Below are 24,939 nucleotides of genomic sequence, written 5' to 3'. Positions count from 1 at the left end.
AAAAAGGCAATGAGCATTGATAAGCAAGCTTTATAACTTTAATAATTAATTTTTTATAAATTAATTTGTTTAAATGTTAAATAAAATCCGTTTAAGTTAGATCATTTTTCAACTTTACTTTTAATATCAATAGATAGGCCATAAACACGGTTTTGTGATCATCGGGTTTGTTGTTCTATATCTTCTATTTACCTACTCTTCTTAAGATACTTTCCCATTAAAATAGATAACAAATGTTAAATTGATGTTGCAAAAAGTTAAACATATACTATCAATAAGTAACTTAATTAGATGTTATGAATGATTTTTACACACGATAATGCGCTTGTTTATCAAGGTGAATATAATGAAGAATATAAAATCTGTTAATAGCCAAATATTTAGGGATATTGTTGCCGTTAATAAGCAAAAGGAACACGAATTCAACAATGGTCAAGATGGGGCAATTATCTTATCTCTGCTGGTGATGTTTTTTACGCCTTTCTTACTACTGAATGAGGCTCGCCAGCTTCTACACATAGATTACAGTTTTGCTGCTATGGCTGGTATAGCAGTGGTTAGTTTTGTATTGGCGGCGATCCTCTATAAGGTATTTAATATTAGCCAGAAATTTGCGAACAAAGAAATATCGCTAAATATATTATTATCAATGTATGTACCTAATAACAAATCTGAGTTTGAGAACTTTAAAGTCGAAGTAAAAAACCAACCAGCACGCTTTTTTGAGTTAGTTGATGAGTGGGTAAACACTGAAAAAATGACTTATGCGAGATAACGTGGTTTTATACAGATTAAAAAAGCGGCTTATTAAGAGCCGCTTTTTTTATGTTTCTTTCTAGAGGTAATATTAAGGGTTAGTGAGATTTACCTTGCTCAATACCTAAGCCAATTTGTGAACGTACAAATTGCTCTCTAAAGCGTTCTCTCTCGAATTTGCCTCTTTCTGAGTTATCTGTGATAGAGAATAACCAAGAAGCGACAAATGCCACTATCATCGAGAAGAATGCAGGATACTCATAAGGATAGATAGGTTTCTCATGATGTAAGATGCTTACCCAAATAGTTGGCCCTAATATCATCAGCACAACGGCGGTAATAAGTCCTAACCATCCGCCTGCTAAGGCACCACGTGTTGTTAATTTCTTCCAATACATCGATAACAGGATGATAGGGAAGTTACAGCTTGCAGCGATAGAGAATGCGAGGCCTACCATGAAGGCGATATTTTGGTTTTCGAACAAAATACCTAATCCGATAGCAACAAAGCCTAAGATCACTACCGTAATTTTGGATACACGTAACTCCTCTTTTTCATTTGCCTTACCGTCTTTGATTGCCATGGCATAAAGGTCATGGGAAACCGCTGAGGCGCCGGCGAGTGTTAGCCCCGCAACAACAGCTAATATCGTGGCGAAAGCAACAGCAGAAATAAAGCCAAGGAAGAAGTTCCCTCCGACGGCATCTGCAAGGTGTACGGCGGCCATGTTTGTTCCACCGATCAATTTGCCTGCTGCATCTTTAAAGTCAGGGTTTGCACTAACAAGAACAATCGCACCAAAACCGATAATGAAAGTTAAAATATAGAAGTAGCCAATGAAACCTGTTGCATAGAACACACTCTTACGAGCTTCTTTCGCGTCACTGACCGTAAAGAAACGCATAATGATATGAGGTAGCCCTGCTGTACCAAACATCAGCGCTAGCCCAAGTGATAAAGCCGATATAGGATCTGAAACTAATCCTCCTGGGCTCATAATGGCAATGCCATTTTTATGTACTTCGACGGCTTCTTTAAATAGGGTATTGAAATTGAAACCAACATGTTTCATGACCATTACGGCCATAAATGTTGCGCCTGCTAATAAGAGAATTGCTTTGATGATTTGTACCCATGTAGTGGCTAACATTCCACCAAATAGGACGTATAACACCATCAAAATACCTACAATTACGACGGCAACATGGTAATTAAGACCAAACAGTAGTTCGATCAACTTCCCTGCACCAACCATTTGTGCAATGAGGTAGAGTGCAACGACAACAAGAGAGCCAACGGCAGACAGTATCCGTATTGGTCTTTGTTTTAATCGATATGACGCAACATCGGCGAAGGTATAACGACCGAGGTTACGTAAGCGTTCAGCAATTAAGAAAAGAATAATAGGCCAGCCAATTAAGAAGCCGATGGAGTAGATCAAGCCATCATAACCGGAGGTGTAAACCAGTGCTGAAATACCTAAGAATGAGGCTGCGGACATAAAGTCACCCGCAATGGCCATCCCATTTTGAAAACCTGTAATTTTACCGCCTGCGGTGTAGTAGTCTGAGCGAGAACGCGTTCTTTTAGATGCCCAATAAGTAATATAGAGAGTAAACCCGACGAATAACAAGAACATGATAATGGCTTGAATATTCACAGGTTGCCGCTCGACATCCCCTGTCAGTGCATCAGAAAATGCGGCTGAAGAGGCGAAAAGTAAGATGAGAGGAAGGAGTTTTATCATTTTTGCACCTCTTTTAAGATTTCAGCCGTTAAACGGTCGTATTCACCATTTGCCCGAATAACATATAGGCCAGTTAATAAGAAAGAGATGACAATCAATCCTACACCAATAGGTATACCTCGTGTGATATAGGATCCTTCACTAATCGGCGTTCCAAGCCAACTTGGGTTAAAAGCAATAAGAAAGATAAAACCGACATACAATATTAATGTGATAGCTGACAACAACCATGAAAATCGACCGCGTTTCCTTACCAATTCTTTAAAGCGAGGGTTATTCTCTACCTCTTGATAAGCAGTAGCATTCATCAGAGTTCTCCTCTGTTATCGTCTTATTGGAATGTATGTAAGGTCGCCATAAAGGCGACCTTCAGGCTTATGACATACTCATTGATTGTTTTTCTTCGAGTAGTTTTTCGACAACGCCAGGATCTGCCAGTGTGGAAGTATCTCCTAAGTTACTAGTATCTCCTGAGGCAATTTTACGTAGGATACGGCGCATGATCTTACCGGAGCGGGTTTTAGGTAAAGAGTCCGTCCAGTGTAGAACATCAGGTGTTGCAATTGGACCGATTTCTTTTCGAACCCAATTACGAACTTCGGTATATAGCTCAGGTGAAGGCTCTTCCCCCGAAATTAAGGTGACATAAGCATAGATAGCTTGCCCCTTAATATTATGAGGAATACCAACAACGGCTGCTTCTGCAATTTTTGGGTGTGCAACTAATGCAGATTCAATTTCAGCAGTACCTAGGCGGTGACCGGAAATATTTAATACATCATCAACACGGCCCGTGATCCAGAAATAGCCATCTTCATCGCGGCGAGCACCATCGCCACTGAAATACATACCTTTAAAAGTAGAAAAGTAGGTTTGCTCAAAACGCTCGTGGTCACCAAATAAGGTACGTGCTTGACCAGGCCATGAGTCAACAATGACGAGGTTACCCTCTGTTGCACCTTCTAATGGTTCCCCAAGATTATCAACAAGAGCAGGACGAACCCCGAAGAAAGGTAACGTTGCTGAGCCTGGTTTTAGCATGGTCGCTCCCGGTAGCGGAGTGATCATAAAGCCGCCAGTTTCTGTTTGCCACCATGTATCAACAATTGGGCAACGACTATCACCAATCTTCTTATAGAACCATTCCCATGCTTCAGGGTTGATAGGTTCACCAACGGATCCTAGGATACGCAACGAGCTACGGTTGGTGCCTTCAATGGCTTTATCACCTTCAGCCATTAGGGCGCGGATAGCAGTCGGCGCGGTATACAGGATATTAACTTGGTGCTTATCGACCACTTGGCTCATGCGATTGACCGCAGGGTAGTTAGGCACGCCTTCAAACATCAATGTCTTGGCACCATTAGATAGAGGGCCATATAACAAATAGCTGTGACCCGTTACCCAGCCAACATCGGCAGTACACCAATACACTTCACCGGGATGGTAGTCGAAAGTATATTTAAAGGTGAGTGTTGCATAGACTAAATAACCGCCAGTAGTATGCAGTACACCTTTTGGTTTACCTGTTGAGCCTGAAGTATACAGAATGAATAATGGGTCTTCTGCGTTCATTTCTTCAGGTGGGCAGTCGGCGCTGACGCCATCAATCACATCATGCCACCATAAGTCACGCCCTTCTACCCAGCTTGGAACATTCCCAGTACGACGGTAGACAATGACATTCTTAACGGTGGTGACATTGGCATTGGTTAATGCGTCATCAACGTTTTTCTTGAGAGGTATTGAGCGGCCAGCACGTAGGCCTTCATCGGCTGTAATAATCAGTTTTGCTTTACAGTCGATAACACGACCCGATACCGCTTCTGGAGAGAAGCCAGCAAAGATAACAGTATGAATCGCCCCAATGCGAGCACAAGCTAACATTGCGACGGCAGCTTCAACCACCATTGGCATGTAAATCGCGACAACATCGCCTTTACGAATACCATGTTGTTTTAATACGTTAGCGAACTGACTAACATCATGATGCAGTTCACGGTAAGTGACATTTTTTGATTGAGAAGGGTCATCACCTTCCCATATGATTGCGGTTTGATCGCCCTTATCTGCCAGATGACGATCTAAACAGTTAGCGCTTAAGTTAAGGGTGCCATCTTCAAACCAGCGAATGCTGATATGGCCAGGATCGAAGGAGGTGTTTTTTACTCGGGTATACGGCTTAATCCAATCAACAACCTTTCCTTTCTCCCCCCAAAACGTTTCAGGGTCTTGAATAGAGAGTTGATACTCATTGTTGTACTGTTGCTCGTTTATCAGGGCATTTTCTGCAATTTCAGCAGTAACGGGATGCTTAGTTATTTGAGTCATATTTTTATCTCCTTGCAGATGTTAATACTATGTCAAAAAATGGTTAACTAAAGCAGGAAATATAAATTTGTTTTTCTTTTGAGCGGGAGATCACGTATTAATTGTAATGGATTTAACAGGATTATCATTTGATGCGAAATCGTCAATTAGATTAATCATCTGATTATCTGTATAAGGGTAGAATTAAAGAAAAACAAAGCAGGGCGATATTGGTATTAGTTGCTAAATAAATCAACAATGATAGTTGATGAGAAAGACCATATAAATATCATGGGTTTGATAATGATTTTCATTAACAGTAAAATAACTATAATTGATACCGACTCACAAGGTGTGAAGTTTCTGAAGTGTATACCCTATGTGTCTTGGCATTGAGTGAGAGATATAGAGGTATATGTCAATAAGTCACTGGAGACAAATACAATGAGCTATACATTACCTGCTTTACCTTATGCTTATGATGCGCTGGAACCTCATTTCGATAAGCAAACAATGGAAATCCATCACACCAAGCATCATCAAACCTACGTTAACAACACTAACACTGCGTTAGAAAAATTACCTGAACTGGCTAACCTAGACATTGATGATCTGATCCAACAATTGGATAAAGTTCCTGCTGATCAACGTACTTTTGTTCGTAACAATGCTGGTGGTCACTCAAACCACAGCCTGTTCTGGAAAGGCCTAAAATTAGGTACTGAACTAAGCGGTGATCTGAAAGCAGCTATCGAGCGTGATTTTGGTAGTGTTGACGCTTTCAAAGAACAATTTGAGAAAGCAGCAGCTTCTCGTTTTGGTTCTGGCTGGGCATGGCTAGTTCTAAAAGATGACGGTAAGCTAGCGGTTGTTTCTACAGCTAACCAAGACAGCCCTCTGATGGGTGAAGCGATTTCTGGTACTTCAGGTTACCCAATTATTGGCCTTGATGTTTGGGAACACGCTTATTATCTGAAATATCAAAACCGTCGTCCTGACTACATCAAAGCATTCTGGTCAGTCGTTAACTGGGATGAAGCTGCAAAACGTTTTGCAGAAAAAACTAAATAATTCATTAAATTAAATGATAATTAGATGGGCGTAACCCTTTTGGGGTTGCGCTTTTTTTATGCCTCTCTTTTTCTTTTTTCTATTAATCTCAGCTTTGTCTCGTTTTAATATCTTGTGTTTTGTTCATAATGTGTCTCATAAGTACAAAAAACAGATTGATATTCTATCCAGTAATAATTCAATAAAGTGAATGATAAGGGAGATAATATGGCGGCTGACATGGTTATGGGGATTGATCTTGGGACCAGTAATAGTGCAGTGAGTTTATGGATTGAAGGGCGAGCGGTATTGGTACCCAATAAACAAGGTGATGTTTTAACGCCATCTGTTGTTGCTCTTGATGATGATGACCAGATCTTGGTCGGAAAATTCGCTCGTGAACGTCTACAGAGTCACCCCCATTTAACCCAAGCCAGCTTTAAGCGCTTTATGGGCACGGATGCAACGTTATCATTAGGCTCTCTGACTTTTCGGGCTGAGGAGCTTTCTGCTTTATTATTACGGCAATTAAAAGAGGATGTTGAAGCTTGGCTTGGTTACCCCGTTAAAGATGCAGTGATCACGGTTCCTGCTTATTTTAATGATGTTCAGCGTCGGGCGGTTAAAACAGCGGGACAACTCGCTGGGCTAAATGTTTTAAGGTTATTGAATGAACCTACTGCGGCATCGTTGGCCTTTGGGTTACTCGAAAACAAAGAACACAAATACCTAACCTTTGACCTTGGTGGGGGAACGTTTGATGTTTCGATAATTGATATGTTTGAAGGCGTTATTGAGGTTTGCGCGAGTAGTGGCGATGTCCGTTTAGGCGGTGATGATTTCAGTGAAGCTATTTATCTGTGGATGTTAAAGCAGCATCCTGAACTGAAAGAAGCCCAAGCAGATATTCGCGCGGAATTACTCAAACAAGCAGAAACATTAAAAATCGCATTAGGTCAAAGCAATGAAGCGACGGCTTCGCTACGGTGGAATGATCAGGATTGGCATTGGACAATGACAGATCAGGAGCTAGCTTCTTGTTGTCAATCTTTATTAGCACGATTGCAACAACCTATTTTGCAGGCTTTGCATGATTCTCGTTTTACTCTTAATGATTTGGACGACATCTTATTAGTTGGTGGTGCAACACGAATGCCACTTATCCGACAAACGGTAGCGCGTCTGTTTGGACGTTTTCCTCGCCATGACCTTAATCCAGATGAAGCCGTTGCATTAGGTGCAGGGGTTCAAGCGGGTATGGTGATGGCAGATACAGCCCTTGATGATGTTATTTTAACCGACGTAATGCCATTTTCTTTGGGGATTGAAACCTCAAAAAGAAACGGAACCCATTATGATTCGGGTTATTTTTTACCTTTAATTGAGCGAAATACCTTTTTACCTGTGAGCAAGATGCAAACGGTCAGCACGATTGAAGATAACCAAAAAATGATTTTATTAAAGATTTATCAGGGGGAAGCGCGTCGCGTCCAAGATAACGTATTTTTGGGGGAGATGGCGATTGATATCCCTCAGAAGCCTGCTGGAGAAGTGGATATTGATGTCCGGTTTACCTATACCGTTGATGGATTACTAGAAGTTGAGTGTCGTTATCAAGGTAACCCTGAGGTGTTTCGGCTAGTGATAGAGAAAGTTCCGGGGCAAATGAATGAAGCGCAAATCGAACAAAGCTTATTAAAAATTGCTGATTTAAAACAGCATCCGAGGGATAGAAAAGAGAATCGCGTGTTATTGTCACGCTGTGCTCGGTTATATGAGTTTTTACTGGGTGAGGATCGCTATTGGATGGATCAAGTCACAACGGAGTTTGAAAGAGCGCTCGATAGCCAAGATCCACGCCGTATTGCGGCCATTCGTCAACAAGTGGAACAATTTTTGAGTCGCTATGAGGGAGACTCGCATTAATGAGTATATGGCAAACATTGGGAATCACTCAAACAAACGATGAAAAGGAAATTCGGCGTGCTTATGCGCGGCAGGTAAAAAAATATCGACCCGATAGCCACCCTGAAGAGTATCAACAATTACGTGAAGCTTTTGAGGAGGCAAAAAGATATGCCGCTTACGCTATTTATGATGATGAATCTGCCGATGATGAATATGTTGAAGAGCAGGCGAATATAGACGTTGATGTGCCTCATTTAGAAAGCCTCTTACACCAAGAGGCTGTTAATGAAGAAGCCGTTGATGATGATCAACAACAGCAAGAGCTGTCTGAAATTCAGATTACTTACCCATTTTCAGATGTGTTGTTAGATGATTATCAACCATCGATTAATGAATTACCGGTTGTTGAAACAGCTTATACCCAAGAGTTAATTGATTGGCTCGCGAAGCTGTTTATTATTGATGAAAACGCGGCAAAACGTGAATTAGTCGAATTGTGGGAAAACGTCTCTCAAAAAGGCAGTTTGCAGACACATCAGCAATTTCATCAAGATTTTGCGTGGGCATTATCAGAGCAAGAAGGTTTAACCGAAGCTGTTGTGGAACATGTTTCGTCTCTATTAGGCTGGCGGCTTGATGAATATAACTCAGAGCAAATTATCCCGTTTTATATTCAAAACGCATTAACTGAACAGCTACGCCAGACTGAGGTGGCTCGAGCATGGAAGCAGTGTCAGATTGATGCTGTCCATGGAGACTATATCGTTTCTCAATCTTTACGTGTACTGACGAGTAAAAATGAGAAAGTTTCTTATAAAGTTCGCTTGATACCTGGATTGATCCCTCAAATCGCTGAGCAAGTGAAACAACGAACCAGTGAATACCCAGAGCTAAAGGATAAATTTAACCCTGCTATTTTATCTTTCATACAGCAGCCTAGGCTAGCGTTCAACTGGCGCGGGGTCTTCTTATGTATTTTTTGGGGATTGTTATTGAACATGGTTGCTACTCAGCCTGATGTTAATAGCGGCGTGGCAATAGTTGCTGGTGTGATTATTTTATTCTATTTATTTTTCAATGACCTGATTATGTTTGGGCTTCATTCTAGGAAAAAAGCATTCACTGTATTTTTGGTCAGTGAATTTTTTATAACGTTATTCGTTATCCTGATCTTTTTTCTTGGTCTGTCTGAGGTACTCTTATTCTTTATCACTGGCTTGGATATTGGGCCTGCACATGGTGCACAAGCGATGGTGATTTTTATTCTTATGTGGCTTTTTTGGTATGCATGGCCGAAAGATAAACCTAGTATACGCAGACCGGGCATAATGATGTATCGGGTGTTTGCGAGTCCATGGAAATTTTTGGAGTACTTTAAGTTTTCATGGTTTTCACTCGTTTGGTTAGTTATTATCTATTTGATTTATTATAGTGCTATGCATAACTTATTGAAGTATTGTACAGAATTTCTAGTAAATTGAACTCTGATGCTCGTTCAACGTGATAATGATGAGTTCATTGAATTTAAAGCCACGATAAAGGTGTAATCGCAATGCAAATTCATCCTCAAGTCTATATCGGCGAAGTCAAAGCCACATTAGATTGTGGTCAGAGCGCTATTCATAAGCGTCAAGTGGATGGGCCGTTGCCATTAGGGCAATTAGGGCTTGAGGGAGATGAGCAAGCTGAAAAACGCTTTCATGGTGGCCCTGATCGGGCGCTATGCCATTATCCGGCAGAGCACTATCAATTCTGGGCTAATGCTTATCCTGAACTTGAATCTCTTTTTACGCCACCAGCGTTTGGTGAAAATATCTCGACTCAAGGTATGACAGAAGAGAATGTCTTTATTGGTGATATTTATGCTTGGGGTGATGCTCGTATTCAAGTCACCCAACCACGCTCGCCATGCTATAAGCTCAATGGCCTGACAGGCGTTGAAAACTTTGCTCAAATAATGCAAGAAAATGGTCGTTGTGGTTGGTTGTATCGAGTGATAAAGACGGGGTCAGTCAGTGCCGCAACACCGATCACCCTTTTAAGTCGTAATAGCGATATTTCTGTTCAAGAAGCGATTATGAGCGCTTTTCATGCCCCATTCGATGAAGAGTTATATCAACGTTTGCTAGGAGCCGCGGGGCTGTCTGCAAGTTGGAGCCTGACGATGCAAAATAGGCTTGAGCATCGCCGTATTGAAGAGTTCAGCCATCGCTTATTTGGTAAGCGAGGCTGATATTCTTAAAGGCTGCCGCTGATAAATTGTTGATACCAAGGCTCACGGGCTAATAATTCTGCATGTGTTCCTTGGTCAACGATTTCGCCAGATGCCATCACAATAATATGATCGGCTTGGCTGGCAAGCATCGGTTGGTGAGTCACAACAATACGTGTCTGCTGGTTGGCAGTGAGTAGCTGTTCAATAACAGCGGCAGTATTGATGTAATCAAGGCTAGCTGTCGGCTCATCCATCAAAATAATATCAGGACGGCTTAATAGTAGTCTTGCAATACACAAACGTTGCCTTTGTCCACCAGAGAAAATTTGCCCGCCAGCACCTACATCTCCATCTAGTAAAGTATGATCTGCATCGATATTGAGTTGTTGAAGCATGGCGATGATTGATGGATCATCGATCTCTTCTGAACTGGCAGTCATATTTTGCCGTAAACTGCCTTTAAACAGCCGGTTATCTTGAAATAATATGCCTCGCTTACTACAGAGCACTGCTTGCGATAATTGAGCGATATCTTTATTGCCATACCGCACTACGCCTTGTGAAGGGTCTTGCAAGCGCGCCAACAAATTCAATAACGTGCTTTTTCCAGCGCCAGACGCCCCCACAATGGCCGTGAATGTATTTGCTTTAAAAGTTAAGTCGAGCGGTTTTAATAGGACTTTCCCCTCCTCTGTACGCTGAGATAAGGCGTTACAGCTCACGGTATTTTCAGATGGGGTTTGAGATGAACGAACAAAATTAAGCTCAGGTGTTTCCAGTGCTTGGGTTATCTGATTGAGCGATTTTTTAGCTTGGCGTAATGCTTGGTCTAAATGGGAAAGCAACCAGAGTGGCTCAATAAAACGCGCTAATAACAGCATGGCGGCTAACCACATAGGTAGGGTAAGTGTTTCACGATTGACCGCCAATAAGCCGAAAGCTAATAAGCCGATAAAGGTTACTTGAATAGCGAATGAAAACAGCAAATGAAAAGGCAAGCTACGGCGTTGAAGTTGTTTTTGTGTCTGATATTGCTGAGTCAGGCTCTGCTCTAAACCTTGCTGCTGCTGTTGACTGACACCCGCTCTGCGAAGCAGCGGTTGATGTGTGGCAAAGTGGCCTAATTCATCGATAACCTTCTGCTGTGAGGCGTGTACTTGCTTTTCGGCGAATGACACGTGTTTGGCGGAAAAACGTAAAATAAGTAATAACATGAAGCCAATCATTAACAGGATGCTTCCTAGCCAAAAGTTCAGAATCAATGCCCCTAAGATCACGGTTAAAGGGGTGACAATACCGCTAATGATTGGGTGTAATAAGTGAGCAGGAATGGACATCACATGGGAAATTGGCCCAGAAACTAAACTTGTCGCACTCGGGATTGGTTTTAATGAGACAGGTAGATGGCGTATTAATGCGTTGGTGAGCGTGCGCATAACAATGCCACCTGCAAGGTAGCCTTTCTGAGTGGCGATAAAAATAACGGTTAATGACACTAAGCTACTCACCAGTAGCCAAATCAGCGCACTTATATCGTCGGAGCCCCAATTGATGATCACAGGAACGAGTAGCAACCCGCTGATACCATCTAAGATAGCAGCGAATATCATCCATAATAGCGCACGACGGACGGTACTTAAGAACAGACGGATCATGCGGCGTCCTCCAATGCACTTAGTAATTGTTGATATTGGGGAGTATGTTCAGATAACTGTAGGTGTGTACCTTGAGCAATTATTTGCCCTTCTTCCAGTAAGATCACCGTATCTGCATGGCATAAATAGCTCAGATCATGGGTGACCAAGACTCGTGTACGCTGCTCTTGGTTTAAAAGCTGGAAAAATAACTCGGCATTTTGCGGATCTAATGCAGATGTTGGCTCATCAAACAACAAAATAGGGACTTTAGAGAGCAGCACGCGAGCGATGGCTAAACGTTGAGCTTCACCACCTGATAAGGTGATATCATGACCGACTAAACTGTCTAGCCCCTTTGGTAATTGCTGGAGCCGTGTTAGTAGATTTAATTTTTCAAGGTAGTCAGTGATTTCGACCGCTGTCGCATCGGGGGCAAATAGCTGTAGATTTTCTTTCAGCGAACACGGCATAGGTTGAGTATTCTGCATCACAATAGATACTTGCTGGTTTAACCCTGCTAATGAGAATTGAGGTAGGGGCGTCGTATTAAAGTATAACTCGCCACGAGTTGGGTCGAGGAACCGTGCCATCAATTGTAAAAGTGTACTTTTTCCTGCTCCCGATGCACCAACAATAGCGACAAGCTGACCGGGTTGAATGGTTAAGTTGATGTTAGAGAGTAAAGTTTTATCCTGTACACAATAATCCACATCGTGAATATGAACGGCACAAGGCGCTCCTTGCAGTGATTTATCACCATACTGCATTTCTGTTTGCTCAAGAAAATGGCGAATACGCTCTGAAGCGGCGACTGCATGGTTGAGGGCATCGGCACCATGCCCCATGGCAGCGATTGGAGCGGTAATGCTATGCATCAAAAGAATAAACAACACCATTTGCGACAGTGACACCGAGGTCGGCACTACCAACGACCCAATAATCACCCATAACGTCAGTAATGTGGTACTCATTCCAATTTGAGTCAGTGAACTGAATGCGCCGATTTTGTTAATCCAGCGATTAAAGGCCACGAGAAAAGCGGAGAGTGCTTGTGTCACAGCAAGTTGAATGGCGCGGTTTGGATACTGTCTTGCAAGTAATGGGTTATCGGCAAACTCTGCATATTGAGCATATAAATTCCCCATCGTCTGGTCACGAGCAGTGAATAGCGATTGATAACGTGGTGAGCGTAGCTGGCGGAAAAGGTAAATGGTGATGATTAAAGGAAGTAGGCAAAAAATCATTAATGCCCAGTTGGTCCATAATAAGATCAGCGTTGCGGTTATTGGAACGACAAACAGTTGAGCCAAGTCGGCAGGTGCATGGGCGGTGAGTTGATGCAGCAAGCGCACATCGCGATCAACAATTTTTTGGATCCCTTCTTTACCTGAATAAACAAACTCACTCAAAGGAAGTCGATTGAGTTTATTGAGTATTTTTAGCCTTAATTGATAGCACAATTGGTTATCCGTTTGATGGGTTAGGTATAGGGCAAGTGTTTGGCAAACGAGCCATACGACTCCGCTAATAAATGCAATAATGACCCAAGTGTTCCCTTGTTCAACAGGGGATAAGGCGATTTGGCTAATTGCAACCCAAGGGATCAGGGAGCTAATGCCAGCGATAGCTTGTAAAATAACAGCAAATATTAAAACGAAACGATAAGGGCGTAACAATGCCCAAAGTGCGCGGTACATAGAAACCTCCATAGCCGGGTAGTTACTTTAATTGATTTCCTTGTTTAACTGGCAATGAGTTGTTTCGATACCGAAACTATTTGTTTGGCTAACGGGTCTTATTGACGGGGTAAATGGCGTAATTTAAGCAGACTTATTATCGATTTTCAGTAATATAAATAGGTTTTAGTAAAAAGGGGAATAGGGATGCGGTACGATTTAAATGACCTCTACTACTATGTCAAAGTAGTCGAGCATGGCGGGTTTTCACAAGCAGGTCTTGCTTTGGGGATCCCGAAATCTAAACTTAGCCGCCGTATTGCTGATCTTGAGCAGAAACTCAATGTTTCCTTAATTTATCGTTCAACACGCCAGTTCCATGTGACTGAAATCGGCCAAACCTTTTATCAACAATGCAAAAATGTTGTCGATGAAGCGAAAATTGCTGAGGAGCTGATCTGCTCTGTACAAACTGACCCGAAAGGGATCATTAAATTGTCTTGTCCTGTCGCTTTACTTCAAGTGTATCTGCAAGATTTATTAGTCGATTTTATGGTGAAGTATCCGGAGATCGATGTACAAATCTTAGCTGTTAATCGGCCCGTTGATGTGATCAGTGAAGGGTTAGATATGGCGCTGCGAGTGCGTTCGCTGCCGTTAGATGATTCGGGTTTAATGATGAAAGTATTGGGTTATTCACGGCGGGTTTTGGTCGCTAGCCCGCTGTTATTTAAAGGCGGAGAGCCGCTGCAACAACCTGAAGAGTTAGTGAATTACCCAATATTGGCAAATACCGAACATTCCCAAAATTATACGGTGACACTGAAAAACAGTGAGGACTTAAGCTTCACTCAGCACTTTATCCCCAAATTAGCAACAACCGATATTTTGACCTTGTATAAAGCCGCATTAAAGGGGATTGGTATTGCTCGATTGCCTTATGGTGTGGTGGAAAAAGACTTAAGTTCAGGGGCATTGATTGAAATATTACCTGAATGGCGTTTTCCTGAAGATATTATTCATGCGGTTTACCCATCAAGAAAAGGTTTATTGCCATCAGTACAACTATTATTAAATTATTTGGCTGAGAATATTTCACCAACTGTTAAATCATCATAATCCATCACCGTAAAAAGATAACTCCTCAATAGTCACCCTATCGAGGAGTTATTATCTTATTGATTTTGAGGGATTCGGCCAAATTTACCACGATTAAAATCATTAACCGCTTCGATAATTTCTTTATCGCTATTCATCACAAAGGGACCATAGCCGACAACGGGTTCATCAATGGGCTCACCGCTTAAGAAGAGTACAACAGCATCTTCCGTGGCTTCCATAACAATATTACTGTCACTACTATCAAGGATGAGCAGCTCTCCCTCATTTAAACTAGCGTGACCATCAACAATTAACGAGCCATGTAACATCACTAAACCAACATTACGGCCGGCTTTAGTTTGTAACCCTACTGTTTTACCTTTTTTCAGTTTGAGATCCCAAACATCTAAAGGGGTAAATGTACGTGCAGCACCATTATTTCCTAGATAGTTACCTGCAATGACGCGTAAATAGCCTGCATCATTAGGTAAAGCAATATTCGGAATATGGCTACTTTTTAGCAGTTGGTATCCCGGAGACGCCAATTTATCTTTAGCCGGTAAGTTGACCCACAGTTGCACCATATCTAAGGTGCCGCCATTTTTCATAAAATCATCGGATTGGTATTCTTGATGTAAAATACCGGATGCCGCAGTCATCCACTGAACATCTCCTGGACCAATCACGCCCCCTTCACCTGTAGAATCATGATGTGCAACCTCACCATCATAGACGATAGTTACTGTTTCGAACCCTTTGTGCGGATGCTCTCCAACACCACGGTTCTCAGCATCTGAGCTTGGGAAGGTAAAAGGCCCCGCTCTATCAAGTAAAAGAAATGGGTTGAGATATTTCCCGTGGTTGTTATAGCTAAATAATGAGCGAACAGGGAAGCCATCTCCAACCCAATGACTGCGAGGTGCGTTATAAATACCAATGATCTTTTTCATGGTTATGCTCCTAAAATAGATTCTGATGTATTTATCATAGGGGCACGATTTCGTTATCAGTAGTGGTAAAAATAGGTTTCATTGTTTCATTATTAGAACAATAGTTCTGGTTTCCATTATCCTATTTTTAGAACAGTGTTTACTAAAAACCGGACTACTCAACAAAAAATCGATGAATTAATGTAAATAACAAGAGAGCGGGGCAACGATTGTTCTATTTCTCGTTTAAAAGCATTTCATTATTTTATTGATTGAGAGGTTTCATTATGAGTAATCCGGCAAACTTCAATGGACAGCGTCCTGTTATTAATCCAGATGATGCAGTGATGTTATTGATAGACCATCAAAGCGGCTTGTTCCAAACTGTCGGTGATATGCCAATGACAGAGCTGCGAGCACGTGCTGCTGTTCTCGCAAAAATAGCTTCATTGGCAAAAATGCCTGTCATCACAACAGCATCTGTACCACAAGGCCCGAATGGCCCTCTGATCCCTGAAATTCACCAAAATGCGCCACATGCACAATATATTGCACGTCGCGGTGAAATCAACGCATGGGATAACCCTGAATTTGTTGAAGCAGTTAAAGCAACGGGTAAAAAACAACTGATTATCGCGGGCACGATAACCAGTGTTTGCATGGCTTTCCCTGCTATTAGTGCGGTAGCTGACGGTTACCAAGTTTTTGTCGTCATTGATGCATCTGGTACTTATAGCAAAATGGCACAAGAAATCACCTTAGCACGCATGGTCCAAGCTGGTGTGGTACCAATGGATACAGCCGCGGTCGCGTCTGAAATTCAGAAAACGTGGAATCGTGAAGATGCGGCAGAATGGGCACAAGCTTACACGCAAATTTTCCCTGCATATCAACTGCTCATTGAAAGCTATATGAAAGCTCAAGATGTTTTGAAAAACAATGAGCAATTAGATTCAGAACGCTAAGCCTCATTTTTAACTCGAATTATCCGTAGCCTTTACTAAAAGTAGAGGCTACCTATCTGTATTAATTTAGATAAAACAAATAATTAGGATGTATTCCATGAAAAAGATTGTATTGCCATTATTGGCTTCACTATTGGTAGCCGGTACTGCTCAAGCCGCAAATTATCAGTTAGATCCAACCCATACTAAAGCGGTTTTCTATATTGATCACTTTAATACATCGACCAATAGCGGTGGTTTCTACAACATTCGTGGTGATATGAGCTATTCCCCAGAAAAAAACAAGGGAAGCATTAATGTCAAAATCCCAGCGGAGACATTAAATACCGGTCTAACAGCGTTTGATAACCATATTAAGAGCGCCGATATGTTAGATGTAGCGAAATACCCAACCATCGAATTTAAATCAACTAAATGGAACTTTGCGGATAATAAACCTGTTTCTATTGATGGCATTTTAACCATGAAAGGACAGTCTCATCCCGTTCAGTTGAAAACAACGAAATTCGGCTGTTATTTCAGTCCTATTTTTAAAGCGGATGTTTGTGGTGGTGACTTTGAAACGACCATTGACCGTACAAAATGGGGGGTGGATTTCCTTGCAAAAGAGGGAATGGCAAAAGAGGTAGTGATAAAAATACAAGCGGAAGCTATCAAACAATAAGTTGAGGAGGTGGAGTATGTTACACAGAGCAAAAAAACAGCCCATCGCGGTGATGTCATCGGCGATACTGGCTTTGACCTTATCCGTTGGGGCTGCACAAGCCGCGGATTATCAAGCGAGTACCAAAGAAGGACCGATTAAAATTATCAATTTAGATGAGCTAGAAGACCAAGTTGCGAAAAACATGGAAAAAGGGGCTTTTGGCTATATTCGAGGTGGGGCCGAAGATGAGCTGAACTTAGATAAAAATACGCGTAGCTTTGATAGAAAATACATTATGCCGCGGGTAATGCAGGGGATTGAAATTAAAGATATTGACTTATCAACCCAATTTTTAGGGATTGATTTAAAAACGCCAATTATTCAAGCCCCAATGGCAGCTCAAGGTTTGGCCCATCAAGACGGTGAAATTGCGACAGCCAAAGGGATGGCGAAAGCTGGCTCAATTTTTTCATTAAGTACTTATGGTAACAAGACTATTGAAGAAGTCGCCGAAGTTTCAGGGGAAAGCCCATTCTTCTTCCAACTTTATATGAGCAAGAATAATGCTTTCAATGAGTTTACCTTGAAACGAGCTAAAGAGAGTGGTGCTAAAGCGATTATTTTAACGGTGGATTCGCCTGTTGGTGGCTATCGCGAAGATGATATTCGCAATAACTTCCAATTCCCACTTGGTTTTGCCAATTTAGAACTGTTCGCTAAACAAAATGATGATGGCTCTAAAACAGGTAAAGGGGCAGGGATCAGCGAAATTTATGCTCAAGCTAAACAAGCCTTTACCCCAGCAGATATTGCTTACGTGAAAAAACTATCGGGTTTGCCTGTGATAGTGAAAGGGATCCAATCACCTGAAGATGCAGATAGAGTGATCAAGGCTGGTGCAGATGCAATTTGGGTATCTAACCATGGTGGGCGACAATTAGATAGCGGCCCAGCTTCTTTTGATGTTTTGCCTTCCATTGCAAAAGTGGTCAACAAACGTGTTCCTATTGTTTTTGATAGTGGTGTTCGCCGTGGCTCCCATGTGTTTAAAGCGCTAGCAAGTGGTGCTGATGTTGTCGCGGTGGGTCGTCCAATTTTATATGGATTAAATTTAGGGGGCGCGGAAGGGGTGAATTCCGTTATTCAGCAACTGAATAAAGAATTATCCATTAATATGATGTTGGGTGGCGCGAAAAATATTGAAAGTGTAAAAGCAACGAAGCTTTATACCGATATGGATTTTCAATAAATTTCATTAAGTGAAAAAACGGGAGATGCCTCCCGTTTTTTTATGCTATTAAGATAATTAGATGCTAAATCCACCATCAATATTTAAGCTTGCACCTGTGATATAAGCAGCGGCAGGGCTGGCTAAATAAACGACAAAACTGGCTATTTCATCGGCGCTGGCATAACGTTTTAATGCCATGATCTGTTTTAAACTCTCTGCAAACTCACCTTGTTCAGGATTCATGTCCGTGTTGACAGGACCGGGCTGGATATTATTCACAGTAATGCCTCGGCTAGCGACATCACGAGCCATCCCTTTAGTAAGCCCTACGATAGCGGCTTTGCTCATCGCATAAGCACTACCGCCTTCAAATGGTACTCTTTGTGCGTTAATGCTACCAATATGAATAATGCGCCCATTATTATTCATCACTTCTAATGCAGCTTGGCTGGCAATAAATAGGCTGCGAACATTGAGGTGATAGGAGCGATCGAACGCTTCTAATGATAGGGTATCTAATGTTCCTAGCTCTAAAGTACCAACATTGTTAACTAAGATATCAAGGCTACCAAATGTATTGGCGGCTTGTGTGATGGCGGCTTTTATTTCATTTTCATCAGCGCTATTTGCTTTGATTGCCAATACGTTACCTGAAAATTGCTCAATTTCAGCCACTAAAGCTTTAGCTTTATCGTCAGAAGAGGCGTAGGTAAAAGCGACACTGGCCCCAGCTTGAGCAAATTGTTTGACGATAGCAGCACCGATACCTCTTGATCCACCTTGAACAAAAGCATATTTATTTTTGAATAACATAGATTCACCTTAACGTTATTACATATCAATGAGTGAGCTATTTGACTGAGAAAAGCACAGAGACACCAGAGAGATAAATCGATGAGGTTGTTGAAAATAATTGAAGGTGAAGAGAAAGGTGAGTTTTTAAATTAAAAGCCCTTACCTTTTAGAAGAGATAAGGGCGTGTATGAATTACAGCTGAGGGCGTTTTACAAAACCAATGGCTTCATAAACTTTATCAACGGTTTCTTGCGCGCGTGCAGCCGCTTTGGTTGCGCCTTCATCCATAATTTTGTTGAGCAGCGCTTCGTCATTACGGAATTGATGATAACGCTCTTGGAGTGTAGCCAACATGCCAGAGACGGCATCTGCCACTGCCCCTTTAAGATGACCGTACATTTGACCTTCAAATTCGGCTTCAAGCTCGGCAATCTTTTTACCCGTTACGCCAGATAAAATATCTAGCAGGTTTGAAACACCTGGTTTGTTTTCGATGTCATAACGAACACGAGGCGGCTCTTCTGAGTCAGTGACCGCACGTTTGATTTTTTTCGCTGCTGATTTTGGATCTTCAAGCAGGGCGATAACGTTATTGCGGTTATCATCAGACTTAGACATTTTCTTCATTGGATCTTGCAAAGCCATGACACGAGCGCCACCTCCAGTCGGAATAAAAGGATCTGGCACGGTAAAGATATCGCCATAAATCGCGTTAAAACGCTGTGCAATATCACGGCTTAACTCAAGATGCTGTTTTTGGTCGATACCAACAGGAACTTGGTTAGTTTGATAAAGTAAAATATCGGCAGCCATTAATACAGGATAATCAAATAAACCAGCGTTAATGTTTTCTGCATGACGCGCTGATTTATCTTTAAATTGTGTCATACGGCTTAGTTCGCCGAAGTAAGTGTAACAGTTTAGCGCCCAGCTAAGTTGCGCATGTTGCGGCACATGGGATTGAACAAAAATAGTGCTTTTACTCGGGTCAATGCCACAAGCGAGGTAGAGTGCTAAGGTATCGAGGGTTCTTTTGCGTAGCTCGTCAGGGTCTTGACGTACAGTGATCGCATGTTGGTCAACGATACAATAGATGCAGTCGTAATCATCTTGCATTTGTACCCACTGACGTAGCGCACCCATGTAGTTACCGATGGTCAATTCACCGGAAGGCTGCGCGCCGCTGAATACGATAGGTTTTTGGGTTTGCTTTTGTTTTTCAGTGGGTTCACTCATTTCTTTTTATATCCTTTAATTATTTTGTGTCAGATAAACCGATGGTAGGCAGGATATCTGAAAAGTGTGTTAATACACAGTCAGGCTCACTCAGAGCGATTGATTCACCATAGTTATAACCGTAAGTTAGGCCAACGCTAGGGCATTGTGCGCTTTTTGCCGCAATAATATCATTACGGGAATCACCGACAAAAAGCAATTCCTCTTTACGTAAACCAAGCTTGCCCATGGTGAGATACAGTGGCGCTGGGTGTGGCTTTTTCTCTTTCACATCATCGCCGCCAAGCACTAACGAAAAATAGCGATCAATGGCTAATTTTTTCAGTAATGGCGCGATAAAAGGTGTGGGTTTATTGGTCACTATGGCCATAGGGATGTTATGGAATGCGAGCTTTTCTAACGTCTCTTTGACTTCTGGAAATAGTTCGCTGCCCGTTGTCACAGCGGTGGCATAGAATTTATCAAAACTGTCACGGGTCGCTTGGTGAAGCTCGGGAGTGATGGTTGCTCCCGCCCATGTTAATGCGCGTTCAATCATGACATCGGCACCGTTACCTACCCAAATTGAAACACGCTCTTTCCCTGCTGGTGGAAAACCTTGTTCTTTTAATGCGTTATCTAGCGCTTCAGCTAATCCACCGGCACTGTCAACGAGAGTACCATCTAAATCAAAGGCAATTGCTTTGATGTTTTCTAAACTCGGTTGTGTCATTGAGATACCTTTTGTAATTCCTTACGCATTTGATCAATGACGGTTTTGTAATCAGGCTGACCAAAAATTGCAGATCCTGCAACAAAGGTGTCGGCACCAGCAGCGGCAATTTCGGCAATATTATCAACTTTAACACCGCCATCGATTTCTAAACGAATATCATAGCCACTTTCATCGATCATTTTACGGACTTGGCGCAATTTAGTCAGCGTATGTGGAATAAAGGATTGACCACCAAAGCCTGGGTTTACCGACATGAGTAGGATCATATCGACTTTATCCATCACATACTCTAGGTGGCTCAATGGTGTTGCTGGGTTGAAAACGAGGCCAGCAGTACAGCCATGTTCTTTGATTAACTGTAGTGTTCTATCGACATGTTCGCTGGCTTCAACGTGGAAGCTGATATGATTTGCGCCTGCTTTTGCAAAGTCAGGGATAATTCTGTCGACAGGTTTAACCATCAAGTGGACATCGATTGGCGCAGTAATTCCGTAGTCGCGTAGGGCTTTACAAATCGGTGCACCGAACGTGAGGTTAGGAACATAGTGGTTGTCCATAACGTCAAAATGCACGATATCCGCGCCAGCGGCTAGTACTTTTGCGGTATCTTCGCCTAAACGGGCAAAATCTGCAGATAAAATAGATGGGGCAATGAGAAAATCTTTCATTATTGTCTCCGATTATTTAAACGTCACCTGAGAGTCATTCCACGCCAGACGAGAGGCGCTTGATGTTTTTCTTATCAGCGTTTTTGGGGAGTTTTAGCGCAGGCTCCCCGTTATATAGTGCCAACAACTCATTGACTTTCGCGCGATTAAGTATGTTTCGACTGATTGTTCGACGCACTTTGACAATGTGTAATTTAGCTTGATGATACCACTCTCTTGTTGCTGGCGTGTCATGATTTGAAATCAGAACCGGAATTTTGCGATCTGAAGACAAATAATGGGCTAATCGCGCAAGATTTTGTTGTTCTTGAGCGCTAAAGGCATTGGTGTGATAGGCCGTAAAGTTCGCTGTTTCGGAAAGCGGAGCATACGGAGGGTCACAATAAACGACCGAGCCTGATTCCGCAGATAGCAGCGTACTTTCATAATCTTGGGTCACAAAGGTCGCTTTTTGCGCTTTATCGGCAAACCACAGTAGTTCTTCTTCTGGAAAGTAGGGCTTTTTATAACGACCAAAAGGCACATTAAATTCGCCGCGTGAATTATAACGACATAGCCCGTTGTAGCAGTGGCGATTTAGATATAAAAATAATACGCTACGTTTGATAGGGTCTGTAGATTGGTTAAATTCTTGACGTTTAATGTAATACTGCTCGGCGGTATTAAATTCAGGCGTAAAGATCTCGCGTACTTCTCCGATGAAAGAGTCTGTACGGTATTTTACGGTATTGTAGAGGTTAATGAGGTCGCTGTTGATATCAGCTAGGACATAAGCATCGTAGCTGGTATTTAGGAAAACAGAACCTGCTCCTACAAAGGGCTCGATCAAGCAATCACCCTGTGGAAGATGTTTTTTGATATCTTCCACTAGAGGGTATTTGCCGCCGGCCCATTTCAAAAAAGCGCGTGTTTTTTTCATGCCGTCTTATTGTTACAAACGTTTAGAGTAGTATTGGGTACTCTGTCAGGACAGCATAATGCGCCCGCTATAAAACGTTGTTATTTCTGATCCTGTTGAACTTGCTTCATATTTCTAACCCATGGTTTTTTCGCTTGAATTTCGGCTGGTAAAGTCGCAATAGCGCTTTTAGCTTCATTGACGGAGCGATAGTTGCCGTGGATCAGAACATACCAAGTTTGCCCATTACGGATTGTTTTATAAACTTTATAGTTATTGAGTTTATGTTGTTTAGCGAAAGCTTCTAGTGTATCAGAACGGCTTGCACTGCTTAATTGTAATGTGTAGTTACTCGCAGGCGCTGACATTAAGTTACCACTTTGATTTTGGTTCGCCGTGGTTGTTTTTGCTGGCTGCTTAGGTTGAGCCGGTTGTTTAGTTTCAACAGGCTTTGTTTGCGTCCTCTCTGGTTTTGCAGGCACCGTTTGTGGCTTTTGAGCCGGTGGCGTTTGTGTCACAGGAGGCGGTGCAATATTTTGTGCCGGCGTATTCGCCGTGCCTTGGTTGAGTGATTGACCTTGGTTTAGAGCATCGACAACATCACCCGGGATTTCAATCCGTTCACCATAATTATTTGTTTGTTGCTGTTGAGTACCTTGGGTAGGTACTGGGTTCACAGGCGGTACGTTTATCTCTTGTGCCTGGCCTGATGGGCTTTGATTATTGCTAAGCGATGAAGAGCTAGACAAATCGATATTACGCTCGTTTGCCGTTGTATCAGTTTGCTGCTTTTCATGCTCTGTTGGAGCTTTTAAGGCTGAGCTAATGGCGATAATCAGTAATAACAGCACCAAAACACCTACACCAATCATAATATGTTGGCGAGATATCGTGAGTTTAGGTTTTGCTGTTGATGATGGACGGCTACGACCTGCCGGTCGGTCGGATGTATCTGGCCGTAGATCATTTTGTGTATTAGGCTGATTATCTGGTTTAAATTCGTCCATTTTGCCCTCCCGAATAAATATCACCTTGTAATCGAGATAAAATTTCTCTTTTCATTACGGCCTCTTCACGAGTAAATAGTGTATACCCGCGATGTTGCAAAGGATAGTCTTATACTTGTCATATCGTCTTCATATGATTAATACGACATATGATATTGCATGTCTAAAAGTCTAAGTGTTTGAGAGTGTGTTGTAACCTGAAACTTTAGGCATAGCTTATAATTTAACGATTTTAAGACATATCTGCCAGAAACATTTTAAAACCTCAAATTATCTGGATGGTTTTATCTGTTTCTGGCTGATAATCACACAAGATGGCTTAGGTTTCGGGTAAACAGGACGATATCGCATCTCGTACTGTTTGTGTTTCAATATCTGAGCGCATTTCTGCATGGCCGATTGTGGTAGGTAAGATAAGATGGAGTTTCCCGCCCATGACCTTTTTATCCCGCATCATATGAGGTAAATAGTCATCCGGTTTCATTTGCTCAGGACCCGTCACAGGTAGCTCAGCGCGTTCTAACAAGGCGATAATTCGCTGAGTTTGGTGTGCGGTGAATGTGCCTATGCGTTCTGCCGTTTTAGCCGCCATCACCATACCTGCTGCAACGGCTTCACCGTGCAGCCAAACGCCATAGCCCATATGGGCTTCAATAGCATGACCAAAAGTATGGCCAAGGTTAAGTAGCGCCCTTAAGCCGCTAGTCTCTTTCTCATCAGCCGCGACGACCTGTGCTTTTAATTCACAGCAGCGACGGATGCAGTAAGCCATGGCTTGATTATCAAGAGCCATTAGAGCGTCGATATTCGCTTCTAGCCAGCTGAAAAACTCACCATCAAGGATGATGCCATACTTGATGACTTCAGCAAGACCAGATGAAAGCTCTCTTTTCGGTAACGTTTTTAAGCAATCAAGGTCGATGATGACAGAGGCGGGCTGATAAAATGCCCCGATCATATTTTTGCCTAATGGATGGTTTACCGCGGTTTTGCCGCCTACGGATGAATCTACTTGTGATAACAAGGTGGTTGGTACTTGGATAAAACGAACCCCACGTTGATAACTTGCTGCGGCGAAACCTGTTAGGTCACCGATAACACCCCCACCAAGTGCTATGAGGGTGGTATCGCGATTATGGCGTTTTTCGAGTAAGGCAGTGAAAACATCGTTCATAATGAACAAGGATTTATACTGTTCCCCATCCGGTAAAATGATTGAATCTACTGTTACCCCTGCTGCTTCAAGAGCACGCGTCACTTTCTCAAGATAGATAGGCGCAAGTGTCTCGTTGGTCACCAACATAGCTCGTTGACCCGCTTTGAGTGGCCAAAAAGCATCTGGTTGGTTATAAAGACCCGGAGCAATTGTGATTGGATAACTGCGTTCATCCAGAGTAACAGTGACTTTTTCCATCTTGCTTTACCTTGTTGCCATGAGTAATGTTAAG

Annotated in this window: 22 protein-coding genes; 9 read left to right on the top strand and 13 right to left on the bottom strand. The window is 42.3% G+C overall.

What is annotated here, in order from left to right:
* The first annotated feature begins 346 nt into the window (after window positions 1–346).
* Window positions 347–775 carry a hypothetical protein gene (locus PR709_RS18670; protein ID WP_042116099.1) on the top strand — a complete coding sequence of 143 codons (429 nt, stop codon included), beginning with the start codon at window positions 347–349 and terminating at the stop codon, window positions 773–775.
* A gap of 79 nt (window positions 776–854) precedes the next feature.
* On the opposite strand, the gene actP is transcribed toward PR709_RS18670, so the two are convergent.
* The 3 genes from actP to acs all read right to left on the bottom strand — a co-directional run bounded on the left by actP (window position 855) and on the right by acs (window position 4,835).
* Window positions 855–2,504 carry a cation/acetate symporter ActP gene (actP, locus tag PR709_RS18665; RefSeq protein ID WP_004916106.1) on the bottom strand — a complete coding sequence of 550 codons (1,650 nt, stop codon included), beginning with the start codon at window positions 2,502–2,504 and terminating at the stop codon, window positions 855–857.
* Entirely contained in the window at window positions 2,501–2,812 is a 312-nt protein-coding gene (locus PR709_RS18660) for a DUF485 domain-containing protein (RefSeq protein ID WP_004916081.1), read from the bottom strand. The genes actP and PR709_RS18660 overlap by 4 nt, the downstream gene beginning before the upstream one ends.
* A 67-nt stretch (window positions 2,813–2,879) precedes the next feature.
* Window positions 2,880–4,835 carry an acetate--CoA ligase gene (acs, locus tag PR709_RS18655; RefSeq protein WP_004916080.1) on the bottom strand — a complete coding sequence of 652 codons (1,956 nt, stop codon included), beginning with the start codon at window positions 4,833–4,835 and terminating at the stop codon, window positions 2,880–2,882.
* 423 nt (window positions 4,836–5,258) lie between these two features.
* On the opposite strand from acs, the gene sodA reads away from it, so the two are divergent.
* From sodA to yiiM, 4 genes are all read left to right on the top strand, one after another.
* On the top strand, window positions 5,259–5,885 hold the full coding sequence (gene sodA, locus PR709_RS18650) for a superoxide dismutase [Mn] (RefSeq protein WP_014657135.1): 627 nt from the start codon (window positions 5,259–5,261) through the stop codon (window positions 5,883–5,885).
* A gap of 207 nt (window positions 5,886–6,092) precedes the next feature.
* A complete protein-coding gene (locus PR709_RS18645; protein ID WP_014657134.1) occupies window positions 6,093–7,790 on the top strand; it encodes an Hsp70 family protein in 1,698 nt (565 codons plus the stop codon).
* Window positions 7,790–9,253: a J domain-containing protein gene (locus PR709_RS18640; protein ID WP_004916079.1), complete on the top strand. Its 1,464-nt coding sequence runs from the start codon at window positions 7,790–7,792 to the stop codon at window positions 9,251–9,253. Before PR709_RS18645 ends, PR709_RS18640 begins: the two co-directional genes overlap by 1 nt.
* Before the next feature lie 71 nt (window positions 9,254–9,324).
* Window positions 9,325–10,005: a 6-hydroxyaminopurine reductase gene (gene yiiM, locus PR709_RS18635; protein ID WP_272571097.1), complete on the top strand. Its 681-nt coding sequence runs from the start codon at window positions 9,325–9,327 to the stop codon at window positions 10,003–10,005.
* 5 nt (window positions 10,006–10,010) lie between these two features.
* Here yiiM and PR709_RS18630 read toward each other — a convergent pair whose 3' ends face one another.
* Window positions 10,011–11,642: an ATP-binding cassette domain-containing protein gene (locus PR709_RS18630; protein WP_004916077.1), complete on the bottom strand. Its 1,632-nt coding sequence runs from the start codon at window positions 11,640–11,642 to the stop codon at window positions 10,011–10,013.
* Entirely contained in the window at window positions 11,639–13,321 is a 1,683-nt protein-coding gene (locus PR709_RS18625; protein WP_014657129.1) for an ABC transporter ATP-binding protein, read from the bottom strand. Before PR709_RS18625 ends, PR709_RS18630 begins: the two co-directional genes overlap by 4 nt.
* Before the next feature lie 186 nt (window positions 13,322–13,507).
* Between PR709_RS18625 and PR709_RS18620 the strand changes: the two genes are divergently transcribed.
* The gene (locus PR709_RS18620) at window positions 13,508–14,419 is read left to right on the top strand and encodes a LysR substrate-binding domain-containing protein (RefSeq protein ID WP_004916076.1); all 912 of its coding nucleotides are present in this window, start codon (window positions 13,508–13,510) and stop codon (window positions 14,417–14,419) included.
* Window positions 14,420–14,475: 56 nt separating this feature from the next.
* Here PR709_RS18620 and PR709_RS18615 read toward each other — a convergent pair whose 3' ends face one another.
* Window positions 14,476–15,351, bottom strand: a complete 876-nt coding sequence (locus PR709_RS18615; protein WP_004916075.1) for a pirin family protein — start codon at window positions 15,349–15,351, stop codon at window positions 14,476–14,478.
* Window positions 15,352–15,617: 266 nt separating this feature from the next.
* On the opposite strand from PR709_RS18615, the gene PR709_RS18610 reads away from it, so the two are divergent.
* From PR709_RS18610 to PR709_RS18600, 3 genes are all read left to right on the top strand, one after another.
* Window positions 15,618–16,295 (top strand): hydrolase, encoded by a 678-nt coding sequence (locus tag PR709_RS18610; protein ID WP_004916074.1) that lies wholly within the window; start codon window positions 15,618–15,620, stop codon window positions 16,293–16,295.
* Window positions 16,296–16,392: 97 nt separating this feature from the next.
* Window positions 16,393–16,959, top strand: coding sequence for a YceI family protein (locus PR709_RS18605; protein WP_004916073.1), 567 nt, complete (start codon window positions 16,393–16,395; stop codon window positions 16,957–16,959).
* A gap of 52 nt (window positions 16,960–17,011) precedes the next feature.
* Entirely contained in the window at window positions 17,012–18,190 is a 1,179-nt protein-coding gene (locus tag PR709_RS18600) for a lactate oxidase (RefSeq protein ID WP_169342358.1), read from the top strand.
* A 57-nt stretch (window positions 18,191–18,247) separates the two neighbouring features.
* Here the strand turns inward: PR709_RS18600 and PR709_RS18595 are convergent, their stop codons facing one another.
* The 7 genes from PR709_RS18595 to aroB form a co-directional block, all read right to left on the bottom strand.
* Window positions 18,248–18,985, bottom strand: a complete 738-nt coding sequence (locus tag PR709_RS18595) for a 3-oxoacyl-ACP reductase family protein (protein ID WP_004916069.1) — start codon at window positions 18,983–18,985, stop codon at window positions 18,248–18,250.
* A gap of 174 nt (window positions 18,986–19,159) precedes the next feature.
* Entirely contained in the window at window positions 19,160–20,203 is a 1,044-nt protein-coding gene (gene trpS / locus PR709_RS18590; protein ID WP_102781047.1) for a tryptophan--tRNA ligase, read from the bottom strand.
* Window positions 20,204–20,222: 19 nt separating this feature from the next.
* The gene (locus PR709_RS18585) at window positions 20,223–20,915 is read right to left on the bottom strand and encodes a phosphoglycolate phosphatase (protein WP_004916066.1); all 693 of its coding nucleotides are present in this window, start codon (window positions 20,913–20,915) and stop codon (window positions 20,223–20,225) included.
* Window positions 20,912–21,586, bottom strand: coding sequence for a ribulose-phosphate 3-epimerase (rpe, locus tag PR709_RS18580; protein ID WP_004916064.1), 675 nt, complete (start codon window positions 21,584–21,586; stop codon window positions 20,912–20,914). The genes PR709_RS18585 and rpe overlap by 4 nt, the downstream gene beginning before the upstream one ends.
* A 34-nt stretch (window positions 21,587–21,620) precedes the next feature.
* Window positions 21,621–22,505 carry an adenine-specific DNA-methyltransferase gene (gene dam, locus PR709_RS18575; protein WP_004916061.1) on the bottom strand — a complete coding sequence of 295 codons (885 nt, stop codon included), beginning with the start codon at window positions 22,503–22,505 and terminating at the stop codon, window positions 21,621–21,623.
* Between the two features lie 80 nt (window positions 22,506–22,585).
* Complete coding sequence (locus tag PR709_RS18570; protein WP_014657126.1) at window positions 22,586–23,491, bottom strand: SPOR domain-containing protein; 906 nt, start codon at window positions 23,489–23,491, stop codon at window positions 22,586–22,588.
* Window positions 23,492–23,810: 319 nt separating this feature from the next.
* Entirely contained in the window at window positions 23,811–24,905 is a 1,095-nt protein-coding gene (gene aroB, locus PR709_RS18565) for a 3-dehydroquinate synthase (protein ID WP_004916059.1), read from the bottom strand.
* Window positions 24,906–24,939 lie beyond the last annotated feature (34 nt).

It is taken from the genome of Providencia sp. PROV267, from assembly GCF_028477825.1.
In the GTDB taxonomy this organism is placed as follows: domain Bacteria; phylum Pseudomonadota; class Gammaproteobacteria; order Enterobacterales; family Enterobacteriaceae; genus Providencia; species Providencia stuartii.
Note: the sequence above shows the minus strand (reverse complement) of the source record. Positions and strands in the feature narration are given on the sequence as shown.

What these genes read in the sequence shown, in the direction of transcription:
- PR709_RS18670 (WP_042116099.1), top strand. Translation starts at nt 347, where the DNA reads ATGAAGAATATAAAATCTGTTAATAGCCAAATATTTAGGGATATTGTT.
- actP (WP_004916106.1), bottom strand. Translation starts at nt 2,504, where the DNA reads ATGATAAAACTCCTTCCTCTCATCTTACTTTTCGCCTCTTCAGCCGCA.
- PR709_RS18660 (WP_004916081.1), bottom strand. Translation starts at nt 2,812, where the DNA reads ATGAATGCTACTGCTTATCAAGAGGTAGAGAATAACCCTCGCTTTAAA.
- acs (WP_004916080.1), bottom strand. Translation starts at nt 4,835, where the DNA reads ATGACTCAAATAACTAAGCATCCCGTTACTGCTGAAATTGCAGAAAAT.
- sodA (WP_014657135.1), top strand. Translation starts at nt 5,259, where the DNA reads ATGAGCTATACATTACCTGCTTTACCTTATGCTTATGATGCGCTGGAA.
- PR709_RS18645 (WP_014657134.1), top strand. Translation starts at nt 6,093, where the DNA reads ATGGCGGCTGACATGGTTATGGGGATTGATCTTGGGACCAGTAATAGT.
- PR709_RS18640 (WP_004916079.1), top strand. Translation starts at nt 7,790, where the DNA reads ATGAGTATATGGCAAACATTGGGAATCACTCAAACAAACGATGAAAAG.
- yiiM (WP_272571097.1), top strand. Translation starts at nt 9,325, where the DNA reads ATGCAAATTCATCCTCAAGTCTATATCGGCGAAGTCAAAGCCACATTA.
- PR709_RS18630 (WP_004916077.1), bottom strand. Translation starts at nt 11,642, where the DNA reads ATGATCCGTCTGTTCTTAAGTACCGTCCGTCGTGCGCTATTATGGATG.
- PR709_RS18625 (WP_014657129.1), bottom strand. Translation starts at nt 13,321, where the DNA reads ATGTACCGCGCACTTTGGGCATTGTTACGCCCTTATCGTTTCGTTTTA.
- PR709_RS18620 (WP_004916076.1), top strand. Translation starts at nt 13,508, where the DNA reads ATGCGGTACGATTTAAATGACCTCTACTACTATGTCAAAGTAGTCGAG.
- PR709_RS18615 (WP_004916075.1), bottom strand. Translation starts at nt 15,351, where the DNA reads ATGAAAAAGATCATTGGTATTTATAACGCACCTCGCAGTCATTGGGTT.
- PR709_RS18610 (WP_004916074.1), top strand. Translation starts at nt 15,618, where the DNA reads ATGAGTAATCCGGCAAACTTCAATGGACAGCGTCCTGTTATTAATCCA.
- PR709_RS18605 (WP_004916073.1), top strand. Translation starts at nt 16,393, where the DNA reads ATGAAAAAGATTGTATTGCCATTATTGGCTTCACTATTGGTAGCCGGT.
- PR709_RS18600 (WP_169342358.1), top strand. Translation starts at nt 17,012, where the DNA reads ATGTCATCGGCGATACTGGCTTTGACCTTATCCGTTGGGGCTGCACAA.
- PR709_RS18595 (WP_004916069.1), bottom strand. Translation starts at nt 18,985, where the DNA reads ATGTTATTCAAAAATAAATATGCTTTTGTTCAAGGTGGATCAAGAGGT.
- trpS (WP_102781047.1), bottom strand. Translation starts at nt 20,203, where the DNA reads ATGAGTGAACCCACTGAAAAACAAAAGCAAACCCAAAAACCTATCGTA.
- PR709_RS18585 (WP_004916066.1), bottom strand. Translation starts at nt 20,915, where the DNA reads ATGACACAACCGAGTTTAGAAAACATCAAAGCAATTGCCTTTGATTTA.
- rpe (WP_004916064.1), bottom strand. Translation starts at nt 21,586, where the DNA reads ATGAAAGATTTTCTCATTGCCCCATCTATTTTATCTGCAGATTTTGCC.
- dam (WP_004916061.1), bottom strand. Translation starts at nt 22,505, where the DNA reads ATGAAAAAAACACGCGCTTTTTTGAAATGGGCCGGCGGCAAATACCCT.
- PR709_RS18570 (WP_014657126.1), bottom strand. Translation starts at nt 23,491, where the DNA reads ATGGACGAATTTAAACCAGATAATCAGCCTAATACACAAAATGATCTA.
- aroB (WP_004916059.1), bottom strand. Translation starts at nt 24,905, where the DNA reads ATGGAAAAAGTCACTGTTACTCTGGATGAACGCAGTTATCCAATCACA.